At 61.1% G+C, this 14,265-nt stretch carries 13 protein-coding genes; 11 read left to right on the forward strand and 2 right to left on the reverse strand.

Annotated features, from left to right (window positions below; all coding sequences use genetic code 11):
- Positions 1-127: 127 nt before the first annotated feature.
- Positions 128-580 (reverse strand): Ohr family peroxiredoxin, encoded by a 453-nt coding sequence (locus tag F475_RS08315; protein ID WP_019581930.1) that lies wholly within the window; start codon positions 578-580, stop codon positions 128-130.
- Between the two features lie 283 nt (positions 581-863).
- On the opposite strand from F475_RS08315, the gene F475_RS08320 reads away from it, so the two are divergent.
- From F475_RS08320 to F475_RS08350, 7 genes are all read left to right on the forward strand, one after another.
- Positions 864-1,844 carry a quinone oxidoreductase gene (locus F475_RS08320; RefSeq protein WP_111453671.1) on the forward strand — a complete coding sequence of 327 codons (981 nt, stop codon included), beginning with the start codon at positions 864-866 and terminating at the stop codon, positions 1,842-1,844.
- Positions 1,845-1,858: 14 nt separating this feature from the next.
- On the forward strand, positions 1,859-2,704 hold the full coding sequence (locus F475_RS08325) for a TauD/TfdA family dioxygenase (protein ID WP_019581932.1): 846 nt from the start codon (positions 1,859-1,861) through the stop codon (positions 2,702-2,704).
- A gap of 88 nt (positions 2,705-2,792) precedes the next feature.
- A complete protein-coding gene (locus tag F475_RS08330; RefSeq protein ID WP_018928321.1) occupies positions 2,793-3,845 on the forward strand; it encodes a 3-keto-5-aminohexanoate cleavage protein in 1,053 nt (350 codons plus the stop codon).
- A gap of 100 nt (positions 3,846-3,945) precedes the next feature.
- Positions 3,946-5,277, forward strand: coding sequence for an MFS transporter (locus tag F475_RS08335; RefSeq protein ID WP_111453672.1), 1,332 nt, complete (start codon positions 3,946-3,948; stop codon positions 5,275-5,277).
- Entirely contained in the window at positions 5,274-5,954 is a 681-nt protein-coding gene (locus F475_RS08340; RefSeq protein ID WP_111453673.1) for a DsbA family oxidoreductase, read from the forward strand. Before F475_RS08335 ends, F475_RS08340 begins: the two co-directional genes overlap by 4 nt.
- Positions 5,951-6,277, forward strand: a complete 327-nt coding sequence (locus F475_RS08345; protein ID WP_026286598.1) for a Rieske 2Fe-2S domain-containing protein — start codon at positions 5,951-5,953, stop codon at positions 6,275-6,277. Before F475_RS08340 ends, F475_RS08345 begins: the two co-directional genes overlap by 4 nt.
- The gene (locus F475_RS08350) at positions 6,274-7,284 is read left to right on the forward strand and encodes a YeiH family protein (RefSeq protein WP_064616844.1); all 1,011 of its coding nucleotides are present in this window, start codon (positions 6,274-6,276) and stop codon (positions 7,282-7,284) included. Before F475_RS08345 ends, F475_RS08350 begins: the two co-directional genes overlap by 4 nt.
- A gap of 219 nt (positions 7,285-7,503) precedes the next feature.
- On the opposite strand, the gene F475_RS08360 is transcribed toward F475_RS08350, so the two are convergent.
- A complete protein-coding gene (locus F475_RS08360) occupies positions 7,504-8,556 on the reverse strand; it encodes an AraC family transcriptional regulator (protein WP_111453675.1) in 1,053 nt (350 codons plus the stop codon).
- A 356-nt stretch (positions 8,557-8,912) separates the two neighbouring features.
- On the opposite strand from F475_RS08360, the gene F475_RS08365 reads away from it, so the two are divergent.
- The 4 genes from F475_RS08365 (at position 8,913) to F475_RS08380 (ending at position 14,244) form a co-directional block, all read left to right on the forward strand.
- The gene (locus tag F475_RS08365; protein WP_018928315.1) at positions 8,913-9,479 is read left to right on the forward strand and encodes an alpha/beta hydrolase; all 567 of its coding nucleotides are present in this window, start codon (positions 8,913-8,915) and stop codon (positions 9,477-9,479) included.
- A gap of 127 nt (positions 9,480-9,606) precedes the next feature.
- Complete coding sequence (locus F475_RS08370) at positions 9,607-11,619, forward strand: DUF1302 domain-containing protein (RefSeq protein ID WP_111453676.1); 2,013 nt, start codon at positions 9,607-9,609, stop codon at positions 11,617-11,619.
- Between the two features lie 41 nt (positions 11,620-11,660).
- Entirely contained in the window at positions 11,661-13,019 is a 1,359-nt protein-coding gene (locus F475_RS08375; RefSeq protein ID WP_111453677.1) for a DUF1329 domain-containing protein, read from the forward strand.
- A 151-nt stretch (positions 13,020-13,170) separates the two neighbouring features.
- The gene (locus F475_RS08380) at positions 13,171-14,244 is read left to right on the forward strand and encodes a YCF48-related protein (RefSeq protein WP_111453678.1); all 1,074 of its coding nucleotides are present in this window, start codon (positions 13,171-13,173) and stop codon (positions 14,242-14,244) included.
- The last annotated feature ends 21 nt before the right edge of the window (positions 14,245-14,265 follow it).

The raw sequence follows: 14,265 nt of genomic DNA on the forward strand, positions 1-14,265 counted from the left end.
TAGAAGGCTCGCAAAGGCAAAATATACCTCGTATACGATTTTATCGGAATGGGGTTGGCCTTGTTATTCGCATGCGCTTAAAGCGCATGCGATATATGTGAGTAAAAAAAATGCCAATCGTGGTGCGTTAAACCGTGAGGACGTTCAGGGCCACGTCGATATTGCCGCGCGTCGCCTTCGAGTACGGGCAAATCTGATCGGCGGTGTGCGCCAGTGTCGTCGCAACGTCATGCGCCAGACCCGGCACGCGGAGCGTCAATCGAGCCTGAAGGAAGTAGGCCGCACCGGTCTGGCCCAGATCGACTTCGATGTCGACCGACAAATCAGACGGCAGCACCACGTTCATGTCATTGGCCACCAGCCCGACAGCGGCGGTGTAGCAGGCCGACCATGCACCGGCGAACAATTGCTCGGCGGTCGGGTGTGGCTGAGCAGCGGCGAACACGTGCGCCGGTTTCGCGCTTCCAGGCGACGACAGCGTGATGTCGAGGCTGCCGTTATGGCCACGCGACGTGTTGCCAGCGGCGCTGGCGGTGGTGTGAGTCTTGCCGGTCATCAGGACTTTTTCGATCTTGCTCATGGGGTGGATCCTCAACGTTTCGAATGATGTGATTTGTGTATCGTATGCGTTTGTATCGCATGCGATGTAATAATAATTGCGCAGGCACCCATCGCTGTCAATCAGTCGGGTTGCGTCGCCCGACGAGTGGCCAGTGGATGCCACCCCTGCCTGCCGGCTTACTGTCATGAAATGAAAAGCCATTGTCGTCTGATGAGAAGCGGCTCGTCAGGCGGCGTCCTACAGTCCAGTCAGCGCAAATCGACGCTGCACGCCAACCTTGCAGACTGGAGAATAAGAAAACATGGCCAAAGCCGTACGCTTCTACGAAACCGGTGGTCCCGAAGTCCTCCGTTATGAGGAGGTCGAAGTCGGTGAGCCCGGTCCAGGCCAGGTTCGTCTGCGTCATGTGGCGGTGGGCCTGAACTATGCCGATACCTACTTTCGCAATGGCACTTATCCGATCCCGATGCCCAATGGCATGGGGGTCGAAGCCTCCGGCGTGGTCCAGGCGATCGGCGAGGGGGTTACCAACGTGCGCGTGGGGGATCGCGTCACCTACACCGGTTTTCTCAATACATTGGGTGCCTACAGCACCGAACGGTTGATCCCGGCCGCACCGCTGATCAAGTTGCCGGAAACCATCAGTTTCGAGACCGCCGCGGCGATGACCATGCGCGGCCTGACGTCGTCGTACCTGATGCGGCGCATTTACGATTTCAAGGCCGGCGACAGCATTCTGCTGCACGCTGCCGCCGGTGGTGTGGGCCTGATCGTGGCGCAGTGGGCCAAGCTGCTCGGCCTGACCGTCATCGGCACCGTGTCCACCGAGGTCAAGGGCGAAATCGCCCGGGCCCATGGCTGCGACCATGTGATCAATTACAGCCATGAAGACGTCGCCCAGCGTGTGCGCGAGTTGACGGACGGCGTTGGTGTCAACGTGGTGTTCGACAGTGTCGGCAAGAACACCTTCATGGGTTCCCTGGATTCGCTCAAGCGTCGTGGCCTGATGGTGTGCGTCGGCACGGCTTCCGGTCCGATCCCGGCCGTCGATCCGGTACTGCTGGCGATGAAAGGCTCGCTGTTCATGACCCGTCCGGCCCTGGCCGACTACATCGCCGACCCGGCGGAAAAAGCCGCGTTGGCCAATGAGTTGTTCGACCATGTCGGCAGCGGCCGGATCAAGATCGAGATCAACCAGCACTATGCCTTGCAGGATGCCGTCCAGGCCCATCGCGACCTGGAATCACGCAAGACCACGGGCTCATCGATTTTCGTCATTTAAGGGAGTCGTCTTCCATGAAAGTCGAACAGTTGACTTGCAGCATTGGCGCGGAACTGCTGGGCGTCAACCTCGCCGATGCGGTGCATGACGACGGTCTTTTTGCCGAGATCCGTGCTCAGTTGCTCACGCATCGCGTGGTGTTCCTGCGTGATCAGGAGATCACCCGCGCCGAGCACGTGGCCTTCGCCCGGCGCTTTGGCGAACTGGAGGATCACCCGGTGGCCGGCAGTGACCCGGATCATCCAGGGCTGGTGCGCATCTACAAGCGCCCGGACCAGCCGATGGACCGTTACGAGAACGCCTGGCACACCGATGCGACCTGGCGCGAAGCGCCGCCAATGGGCTGCGTGTTGCGTTGCGTGGAATGCCCGCCAGTCGGCGGCGACACCATGTGGGCCAACATGGTGGAGGCCTACGCGCGGTTGCCGGATGACGTAAAGGCGAAGATCGCCGACCTGCGTGCGCGCCACAGCATCGAAGCGAGTTTCGGTGCCGCGATGCCGATTGAAAAGCGTCTGGCGCTCAAGGCGATGTACCCGGATGCCGAGCATCCGGTGGTCCGTACCCATCCGGAGACTGGCGAAAAGGTGCTGTTCGTCAACGCCTTTACCACCCACTTGAGCAACTACCACACCCCCGAGCGGGTGCGCTTCGGCCAGGACGCCAACCCGGGTGCCAGTGAGTTGCTGCGCTACCTGATCAGCCAGGCTTACATCCCCGAGTACCAGGTGCGCTGGCGCTGGAAACCCAACAGCATCGCCATCTGGGACAACCGCAGTACCCAGCACTACGCCGTCATGGATTACCCGCCGTGCCATCGCAAGATGGAACGCGCCGGCATCATCGGCGACAAGACTTAACGATCGACCGCAGCTGCATTCGCTCTCACAGACACGTCCGCCCGGCGCGATCCGGGCGTGTGGACAACCATAATAATAGGAGTAACCCATGCAATTCTTCGACGATTCCCTGCACCCGGAAAACATGGAAAAGGTAGTCATCACCGTGGCCCCGTATGGCCCCGAGTGGATGCCGGAAGACTTTCCCGAAGACATCCCGTTGACCATGGATGAGCAGGTGCAGAAAGCGGTCGATTGTTATGAGGCGGGTGCCACGGTTTTGCACCTGCACGTGCGCGAACTGGACGGCAAGGGTTCCAAGCGTCTGTCCAAGTTCAACGAGTTGATCGCCGGTGTGCGTGAAGCCGTGCCGGACATGATCATCCAGGTTGGTGGTTCGATTTCTTTCGCACCCGAAAGCGATGGTGAAGCGGCCAAGTGGCTGTCTGACGACACTCGCCACATGCTCGCGGAGCTGACGCCAAAACCGGATCAGGTGACGGTGGCTATCAACACCACCCAGATGAACATCATGGAGTTGCTGTATCCGGAATACCTGGAAGGTACGTCCCTGGCCAACCCTGCCTATCAGGCGGCCTACAGCGAAATGACCGTACCGGCAGGCCCGGCCTGGGTCGCCGAACACCTCAAGCGTCTGATGGACAACGGCATCCAGCCGCATTTCCAACTGACCGGCATGCATGCCATGGAGACCCTTGAACGCCTGGTACGCAAAGGCGTGTACAGGGGGCCGTTGAACCTGACCTGGATCGGCATCGGCGGCGGTTTCGATGGCCCCAATCCGTTCAACTTCTTCAACTTCATCCATCGCGCGCCGGACGGTTGCACCCTGACCGCTGAATCGCTGCTCAAGAACGTACTGCCGTTCAATACCATGGCGCTGGCGATGGGGCTGCACCCTCGCGTGGGGATTGAAGACACGATCATTGATCAGAAGGGCAAGCGTTTCAGCTCGGTGCAGCAAATCGAGCAAACCGTACGCATTGCCCATGAACTGGGTCGCGAAATCGCCACCGGTAAAGAAGCTCGCGAGATCTATCGCATCGGTGTGCAGTACCCAAGCATCGAAGAAACCCTGTTGGCCAATGGCATGGCCCCCAACCGCAAGGCTGGACAAAAAGGTGTGCCGCAACGCGGCTGATCGACTGATCGGCAGACGAAGCGGGCGGTTAAACGCCTCCCGCTCGCTGCATGGCAACACGCTTGATAACAACAATAAAACGAAGCTCTGAGGAGGCTGCATGGCCTTTCACCCAATCGCCGCAGACGATGACGACGGCAGTGGCGTCGGCGTTGCGCGCAAGTATGCCTGGATCGTCTTCGCACTGACGTTCGGCCTGCTGATTTCCGATTACATGTCGCGCCAGGTACTGAATGCGGTGTTTCCGATGCTCAAGGGCGAGTGGGCCCTGAGCGACGGTCAGCTCGGTCTGCTCAGTGGCATTGTTGCCCTGATGGTCGGCCTGCTCACCTTCCCCTTGTCGTTGTTGGCGGATCGCTTCGGTCGGGTCAAGAGCCTGGCGTTGATGGCGCTGTTGTGGAGCCTGGCCACACTGGGCTGCGCGTTGGCGCAGGACTACCAGCAGATGTTTATCGCCCGCTTCATGGTGGGAGTCGGCGAGGCAGCCTATGGCAGCGTCGGCATCGCGGTGGTGATTTCGGTGTTTCCCAAACACATGCGTGCAACGCTGGCCAGTGCCTTCATGGCGGGCGGCATGTTTGGCTCGGTATTAGGCATGGCGCTGGGCGGTGCCATCGCCGCCAAACTGGGCTGGCGCTGGTCGTTCGCCGGCATGGCGCTGTTCGGCCTGCTGCTGGCGGTGCTTTACCCGATCATCGTCAAGGAAGCACGCATTGCTCCGCAGCGTGCCGCGCAGGCGGCGAACAAGGCGGCTGCCGCGGTCAAGCGTCCGTTGCGTACGCTGTTTTCCAGCCGCTCGGTGATCGCTGCCTACATCGGCAGTGGCTTGCAACTGTTCGTCGGCGGCACCGTGATTGTGTGGATGCCCAGCTACCTCAATCGTTATTACGACATGGCCACGGACAAGGCGGGCGGCGTCGCGGCGATCATCGTGCTGTGCAGCGGCGCGGGGATGATCCTGTGCGGCATGCTCAGCGATCGACTGTGTCGCCCTTCGCCGGAGCGCAAAGTCGCTTTGGCCATCGCCTATTGCCTGGGCAGTTGTCTGCTGTTGTCGACTGCCTTCGCCCTGCCGGCAGGGCCTGTGCAATTGGTGCTGATCTGCCTGGGGATGTTGATTGCCGCCGGCACGACCGGTCCTTGCGGAGCCATGGTTGCCAACCTGACCCATTACTCGGTCCATGGCACGGCCTTCGCCACGCTGACCTTGGCCAACAACATGCTGGGGCTGGCGCCTGGGCCGTTCATCACCGGCCGGGTGTCCGACCTCATCGGCTTGCAGGCGGCTTTTCAAATGGTGCCACTGGTCAGTATCGCGGCAGCGGCCGTGTTCTTTTACGCCAAGTGTCATTACCACAAGGACATGGCCCGGCTTCAGGGCGAGCAAGTCCACGATTCGATTGGCAAAGCGGTGTTAGAGGTGAAGTTGTGAGTGGTCGTTTACGTATTGATGTGTTTTTCGATTTCATCTGCCCCTGGTGCCTGATCGGCAAGCGCCAACTTGCGCGCGCGCAAGACCTGCTGCGTGTCCGGCAACCCGGCGTGGAAATCACCACGGTGTGGCACGGGGTGCAATTGCTGCCGCAGTTGCCGGCACAGGGTGAACCCTTTGTCGATTTTTACCTCAAGCGCCTGGGCAGTCTTAAAGCCGTAGCGATGCGCCTGGCCCAGGTGCAGCAGGCTGCGATGGCGGTGGGCGTGCCCATCGATCTGAGTCGCATCGTCCGCATGCCCAATACCGCCGACGCCCATCGCTTGCTGGAGCGTGCGAGGGTGCTCGGCAATAGCGCCCAATGCGATGTTTTGCTTGAGCGTTTGTTCGCTGCTTACTTCCAGCTTCAGGGATCAGAGAGCGGTGAGGATCTGGGCTGCCAGGAGACCTTGCTTGCCATCGCCCGGTCGTGTGGCTTCGACCCTGATGCCATGGCCTCCTGCCTGCAAGGCGACGGCGATCCTTTCATTGGCAACGAGGCGGGAGCCGCCAGCGGCGTGCCCAGTTTTCAGTTCGATGGTCGCCTGACAGTGGTTGGCGCGCAGCCTGCCGAGGCGCTATTTGACGCCATGTGCGAAGCCTTGCTCGACAGTCATCGTGCGCGGCAATCGGCATGAGTCTTCGAATCCCCGTGCCCGCTGGAAAACTCCCGCCGGCAGGCGGTCGTGCGCTGTTCGAATGCGATGGTAAAAGCCTGGCGTTATTCAACATCGAAGGTGACCTGTTCGCCATTGACGACAGTTGTCCGCACCAGGGCGCCTCGTTGTGTGGCGGGCGCCTTGAGGGGCGGGTGATCCAGTGCTGCGCCCATGGCCTGCGCTTCGATCTGCGCAGCGGTTACTTGCTCAATTCAACCCAGGTCAAAGTTGCCAACTATCCGGTCGAGACAATTGACGGCCAGGCATTCATCGTCATCGCTTGCGAGGAGCCCGCGCCATGAACGCTATCGCGCTTACCCGTATCCACAGCCGAACGCGCGAATTGGCGCCAGGCTTTATCGTCAGCTTGATCGTGGCGGCCGCCGCGTCCTTTTTGTCCGAGCACTACGGTGCGCCGGTGATGCTGTTTGCCTTGCTGTTGGGCATGGCGCTGAACTTCCTGGCCAGTGAGGGTGCCTGCAAGGCTGGTATCGAATTCACTGCACGCACTGTGTTGCGCATTGGCGTGGCCTTGCTCGGCATGCGCATCACCCTTGAGCAGATTGCCGCGCTGGGCTGGAAGCCTGTGGCGCTGGTGGTGATTCTGGTGGTGGTGACGATCGGCGTCTCGGTGATCGCGGCCAAGGCGATGGGGTTTCAGCGCTTGTTCGGCATGCTCACCGGCGGGGCCACTGCGATTTGTGGTGCCTCGGCGGCGTTGGCGCTGGCGGCGGCGTTGCCCAATCATCCACAGAAAGAACGTGCGACGTTGTTCACGGTGATCGGGGTGTCGGCGCTGTCGACCCTGGCAATGATCGTGTACCCGATGATTGCCAATTGGCTGTCGTTGTCGCCGCAAGTGGCGGGGGTGTTCCTGGGGGCGACCATCCACGATGTCGCCCAGGTCGTCGGCGCTGGTTACAGCCTCTCGACCGAAACTGGCGATACCGCCACGGTGGTCAAGTTGATGCGGGTGGCGATGCTGCTGCCGGTGATCGTTTGTGCGGCGATGGTCACGCGTATGCAGGGTGCCGATCCGACCGGCAAGCGACCACCGCTGCTACCGTGGTTCGCCGTCGGTTTTCTGCTGTTGGCCTGTATCAACAGCACCGGCTGGATCGCCCCGGTGGTGCAAGGTTCGGTCAATGAACTGTCGCGCTGGTGCCTGGTGGTTTCCATCAGCGCCCTGGGTATGAAGACTCAGCTCAAGGAGCTGGCGGCGGTCGGTATCAAACCCATTCTGCTGATGGTGGGGGAGACGGTGTTCCTGGTCGTGCTGGTGTTGCTGTTGCTGCGCTGGGGGCTGTAAGTACACAAAATCCTGTGGCGAGGGAGCTTGCTCCCGTTGGGGTGCGAAGCGGCCCCAAAACGGCTCGCCGCGTACTTTCTGAAAAATGCAGTGGTCTTAAAAAAGGGGCTGCTTCGCACCCCAGCGGGAGCAAGCTCCCTCGCCACAGGACTCTCGGCCGGTGTCACTGATACCGGTTCTTTTACGGCGACTGTGCCAGCAGTCGCCGTTTTTTTTGGCTCAGGGTTTTTGCGGCGCGGGCAGGGTGGTTGGGGCAGTCGGTGACTTGACGGTGTGTTTTTGTGCGCTGCGCCATGTAGCGGGCGGCATACCGAACTGGGTGATGAACCAGCGGGTGAAGGAGCTCGCCATGGAGTAGCCGAGCATGTCGGCGATCCGGCCCAGCGAGTAATTCGGATTATCCAGGTAGCGCAGCACCAGGTCGCGGCGCACGTCGTTGATCAGGTCGTTGAAGGCGCAGCCGTCGTCTTTGAGGCGGCGCTGCAGAGTCCGGACATTCATGCCTTGGGTCTGGGCGATCTGCTCGATGGTGGCGCGTCCCATCGGCAGCAGCAGGTAGATGGCTTTGCGCACCTCGAACAGTATCGACGGGCCTTCGTGGTTGAGCAGCGAGTCGAGGTAACTCTGGGCGTAGCGCGCCATGGCCGGGTCGGCATTGGGGTTGGTCATGTCGAGGCTGGCGTCGGAGCAGACAATGCCATTGAACTCACTGCCGAACTCCAGCGTGCAGCCGAACAGGCGGCGATGCAGTTGCAGGTTGTCCGGGGGCTGGTGCGTGAAGTTGACGCTGTAGGGGTGCCAGTGTGTACCGAGCAAGGCAGCGCACAGGCGGAACATGACCCCGATGGCCAGCTCGGTGGCCTGGCGGGAAGGCATTGGCGATTCAGTGACTACCTCCTCGCGAATGATCACCATCTTGTCGGCCTCTTCAATGAAGATGGCCAGCGAATCATTCATCAGGTGACGGTAATTCACCACGACCTGCAAGGCATCACGCAGCGTACGTTGGTGGCTGAGGAGCAGGCTGACCACTCCGAAGTCCGAGAGCTGGCGCGACTCGGCCATGCTCAGGCCGAAATTCTGGCAGCCGCTGGCGGCGGCCGAGTCTTCCAGCAGGCGTACGGCGGCATCAATGGGAATGCGGTGTTCGGGCGCTTGCAGCAGGGCTTTGCTCAGGCCGACGCCGGCCAGTACATCGCGCGGGTTGAACCCCAGGTATTGAGTGACTTCCAGGTAGTTGGTCAAGACGGCGGCGCGAACAAGCTTGGGCATGCGAAAGTCTTTCCTGGGCCGGTTGCGATTCAAATGAGCGTGGCGACTATATCCAGCACATCAGCAATTGAACAGTTGCGAGGTTGTCGAGGGCGCTCGCTCAAATCTGTCCAGGATCACCTCCGTTGTCGTGGCGCAATCGACGCTCACCCGTTGATTACAGTGACCCGCAGAGAACCTGAGGGGATTTACGACCAATGGTCGCCGCGTGCCGATCCCTGGAAATTTGTCATGAAAAGAAAAGTGCCTGACGTCCAATGAAAAGCGCTTCGGGTGGGCGCTCTTTAATGTCAGTCCTACAAAAAGCCCCTGGCCAATAGAGCCAGTCGAGTCATCGAGAAAGCGAAGGTGTTGACGTGGACAAACTGCAAACTGCCGCAACCGTTCTGATCGTACCGGGCCTGCGCGAGCACGTTGCCGAGCATTGGCAAACGCTGCTTGAAGCCAGGTTGTGCAAGGTGCGCAGTGTGCCGCCGCAGGCAACCGACAAGCTCGATTGCGCCAAGCGGGTCGATGCGATTCAACACCAGCTGGAGCAGATCGATGGGCCGGTGATTCTGGTGGCCCACAGCGCGGGCGTGTTGATGGTCGCGCACTGGGCTGCGCAACACAGCCGGCCGATCAAGGGCGCGCTGCTGGCCACTCCTCCGGATCTCGATGCTGATTGGCCGCAAGGCTACCCATCCGCTGAAACCCTGCGTACCCAGGGTTGGAACCCCCTGCCAAAAGGGCCGCTGCCGTTCCGCAGTCTGGTGGCCGCCAGTACCAACGACCATCTCGCCAGCCTGGCCGCCGTCACTCAGCTGGCTGAAGGCTGGGGCAGTGAACTGCTCAACGTGGGCGATGCAGGTCATCTCAATCCGGCTGCAGGCTTTGGCCACTGGCCTCAAGCCGAAGCTCTCATCCTGGAGCTGGACCGCTAGTTCAGGCGCCGGGTGGCCCCCAGTCATCCGGCATTTGCCCTCATTCCTGAAAAACGCAAACCCCTGGAACAAGGGGGTGTGAGGGTGGCTGCGCTTAAAACAAATACAAAAAGGCGGAGACAACGCAATGCACAACAATAAGAGTCACGGGTTCGCCCCCTCGCGATGCACCTTATTGGCCTCGGCCATTCTGGGCGCAGCCGTGCCGGTTGCCCATGCGGTCGAACTCGACACAGGTAACCCGGACTGGACCGCGCGCCTGGATAACACCGTCAAGTACAACTACGGTGTGCGCACCGAAAGCGCCGACAAGCGCCTGTTGGCGACGCCGAACAACAACGATGGCGACTACAACTTCCGCAAGGCCGGAACCAACATCACCAACCGCGTTGACCTGTTGACCGAAATGGATGTGGTCTACAAGGACCACATGGGCTTTCGCGTCAGCGCCGCCAGTTGGTATGACAAGGCCTACGAGAACACCGGTTCCAATTCCAACCCGTTCGTCAATGGCAATGACGCAAGGTCGGGTCTGGTCGCCAACGATCCGCGCCTGGCCGGGGTCACGGGCGACAATGTCGGCAATGGCAGCCCCCACCTGAGCCACTACGCCGAGCGTTACTACACCGGTCCTTCCGGCGAAATCCTCGATGCCTTCGTGTTCTACAGCACCGAAGTGGGCGAGGAGTCGCTGTTGAGCGTCAAGGCCGGTCAACACAACGTGTTTTGGGGCGAGACCATTCTCAACCCGGTGCACTCGATCAGCTACGGCCAGTCCGGGCTGGACCTGGCCAAACTGGCCGCCTCGCCGGGAACCGAAGCCAAGGAACTGTTCGTTCCGCGTAACCAGCTGTCGATGTCGTTCACCGTCAATCCCGAGTTGACCGTGGCCGCTCAGTATTTCCTCGATTGGGATGCCGCCCGCTTGCCGGAAGCCGGTACTTACTATGGCGGCTCCGATCTGGTCGGCTTCGGTGCGCAGTCGTTCCTGCTGGGCAACACCAATGGCGTGGTGCCGGGCAGCCCGTTGGGTTGCGGTCTGGCACCCTGCAACAGTTTGACCAATGTGCGTCGCGGTCATGACCTGACGCCGGACAAGCGCGGTGACTGGGGGGTAATGGCCAAGTGGTCGCCGGCCTGGCTGGATGGCACCCTCGGTGTTTACTACCGCAATACCTCGGAAATCCTGCCGCAAGCCTGGCTGAACGCCACCGGGCTGACGTCTGCCAATCCCAACGGCACCCCGCCTGCCGGCATGGTGCCGGCGGTGGTCAACACCCTCAATTCGTTGAGCACCAGCACCTATCAACTGGCCTATGCCGACAACATTCAGATCTTTGGCCTGAGCCTGTCCAAGGATGTGCGCGGTATCAGTGTGGGTTCGGACCTGAACATTCGTCACAACATGCCGCTGGCCAGTATTCCGGCGATTGTCAGCTCGACCGGGCCGCAGGGTTTCGGCGCCGGTCTGGGCCTGCTGCCGGCCCGTACGGCGGCCACCGGTGTGATCTATGACACCCCGCAAAAGGGCGACAGCCTGAGTGCCACCGGTGACACGTTGCACTGGACGCTCAACGGCCTGATGACATTCCCGAAAACACCGGTGTTCGATTCGGCCAGCCTGCTCGCCGAGTTGTACTACAGCAACCTGCTCAAGCTCGATAGCAAGAACGAAGCGCTCTACAAGGGCCAGGACACCTATCGCGGCATCGACCAGCCGACCCGGGACAACTGGGGCATCGCGGTCAACTTCACACCGACCTGGTACCAGGTATTCCCGGGGGTCGATCTCAACGCCCCGATGTCCATCAACGTCGGCCTCGCTGGCGTGTCACCGGTGTCCGGTGGCGGTGCCAAAGACACCGGCAACTATGCCTTGGGCGTGGGTGCTGTTGTGTACAACAAATACTTCATCGACCTGAAGTACGTGGACTCCTTCGGCAAGACCGACAAGTGCGACGTCAGTGGTTCGAGCACCGGCGCGGCCAATGCCGGCAGCGGAGACGGCTCCACACCCAATGCCTTTAGCGGCAATGAAAACTACGCGTGTTACGGCGGTGGCTACTCGGCCTTCTCCGGTGGTGGTGCCACGACAGAGGACCGTGGCGCCGTTTACCTGACGATGAAAACCACTTTTTGATTCACCACTGGCTTACGCAAAGTAAGCAGGAGAATAACAAGATGAAATGTGTGCAAACCGTGTTAGCCGCCTCGTTGGCGATGGTTATTGCCTCCCAGGCACAGGCCGCTGTATCGGCTCAGGAAGCCGCCAGGCTCGGCACCAGCCTGACCCTGGTCGGGGCTGAAAAAGCCGGGAATGCCGACGGATCCATCCCCGCCTATGACGGTGGCCTGACCACGCCGCCGGCCAGCTTCAAATCCGGTGACAGCATGCGCCCGGATCCCTTCGCCAACGAAAAGCCGCTGCTGGTGATCGACGGCAAGAACGTCGATCAGTACAAGGGCTTGCTCAGTGCAACCACGGCGGAACTGGCCAAGCGGTTCCCAAGTTTCCACGTCAATGTCTACCCGACCCACCGTACCGTCTCTTTGCCCAAGGCGGTGCTGGACAACGGGGTGAAAAATGCCACCGGCGCCAAGTCCCTCGAGGGCGGATTGGCCGTCGATAACGTGCTGCCCGGCGTACCGTTCCCGATTCCGCAGACGGGTAACGAGGCGATGTGGAACTTCCTGTTGCGTTATCAGGGCGTCAGCATCAACTCCAAGTACGACTCCTGGAACGTCGACTCCGCAGGCATTCCGAGCCTGGCGACCACCGGGCAGGCGTTCATTTCCTATCCGATCTACGAGAACCTGGCGCAGCCGATCAGCAGCGCCGACGTGTACTACCAGATGAAGCTGTCCTACACCGGCCCTGCGCGCCGGGCCGGTGAAGCGGTGATGCTCAAGGACGCCGCCAACCCGCTGCAGCAGCCGCGCCGTGCCTGGCAATACTTGCCTGGCCAGCGTCGGGTCAAGTTGGCACCGAACCTGGCGTACGACACGCCCAACCCCGGCACCGCCGGCGCGGGCACTTACGACGATGTTTTCGTGTTCAACGGTGCACTGGACCGCTACGACTGGAAGCTGGTGGGCAAGCAGGAAATGATCGTGCCCTACAACACTTACAAGCTGACCTACGCCCAGGACCCCAAGTCGCTGACCACTGCCAATCACCTGGCACCCGATTATGTGCGTTGGGAAAAACATCGCGTCTGGGTGGTGGAGGGCAATCTCAAGGCTGGCGCCCGACACATCTATCAGAAGCGTCGCTTCTACCTCGATGAAGACAGTTGGACCGCTCTGGCCTCTGACCAGTACGACGCCCGTGGTCAGCTGTACCGTGGCTCTTTCGCGTTCCTCAGCCAGAGCTACGACAAGCAAGTCCCGGACTCCACGCCCTTCATGATCTACGACCTGGTGGGTGGCTCCTACAACATCAACGGTGTGGTGGGCCCTTACGGCGGCATCAAGTACATCGAGCCGCTCTCCAAGGCGCAGTGGTCGTCGGAATCCCTGGCAGGTAGCGGGATTCGCTAAGCAAACCGTGACAACGCGTCCGTGCGTTCCGTTGCCCGCAAGGCAAGGGACCGCACGACGGTCGGCGTATGCCGATCGTTTCGCACGCCCAGGTTTGAAAGTCAGGCACACGGATGTGTGTCCCGGCGCGGTTATCCGAAGAGGACGCGGTATGTGTTCGTACAAAAATTATCTGCGGCTGGCGCTCGGCGCACTGCTTGCAATGTTGCAGGGCTTGAGCCAGGCCTCCGGTTATGTCGACGTGCTGGATCTGCCGGCCAGGGTCAGCGCCCTGGCTATCAACAGCCCGCTATCGGGCATGGCCCGCGCCGGCGATCGTCTGGTTGCAGTCGGGCAGCGTGGGCACATTCTGTATTCCGATGATGCCGGCAAACACTGGCAGCAGGCCGCCGTGCCGGTCAGTGCCGACCTCAATGCCGTCAGTTTTCCCTCCGCCACCCAAGGCTGGGCAGTGGGCGGCGACGGTGTGGTGTTGCACAGCAGTGACGCGGGTGCGACCTGGCGCAAGCAACTGGACGGCCGCGAGATCGGCGCCTTACTGGTCAAGCATTACCAGGCGTTAGCCGGTGCAGAACCGGGCAATGAACAATGGCCGCAGCTGGTCGCCGAAGGTGAACGCCTGGTGGCGCAGGGCGCCGACAAACCCTTGCTCGATGTCTGGTTCGCCAACGACCGCCTCGGTTATGTGGTCGGTGTGTTCAACCTGATCCTGCGTACCGAAGACGGCGGCCAGAGCTGGACGCCGTTTCAGGATCGCACCGACAACCCGCAGGGCTTTCACCTCAACGCCATCGCCTCCACCGGCGATGCGTTGTACATCGCCGGTGAGCAGGGCCTGTTGCTCAAATGGAACAACGCCGATCAGCGCTTCACCGCCGTGCCGACACCCTATCAGGGCAGTTTTTTCGGCGTGCTCGGCAAACCCGGCGAAGTGATTGCCTACGGCCTGCGCGGCAACGTGCTGCGCAGCACCGACGGCGGCCTCAACTGGACCCCGCTGGACAGTGGCCTGCACGTCAGCATCACCGCCGGCCTCGTCGATAACCGTGGCAACTATCGCTTGTTCACCCAGGGCGGGCAGATGCTGGTCAGCCAGGGCACAGGCGCGCAATTGCACCTGGTTCAGCAACCGGCATCGACCCCGGTGACCGGCGCCGCTCAGTCCGCCGACGGTGCGCTGGTGCTGGTTGGCAGCCGTGGTGCACGGACGCTGTCCGTTGATTAAGTCCTCGAACCCTTAGAGCGA

It is taken from the genome of Pseudomonas sp. URMO17WK12:I6 (assembly GCF_003253625.1).
GTDB lineage: Bacteria > Pseudomonadota > Gammaproteobacteria > Pseudomonadales > Pseudomonadaceae > Aquipseudomonas.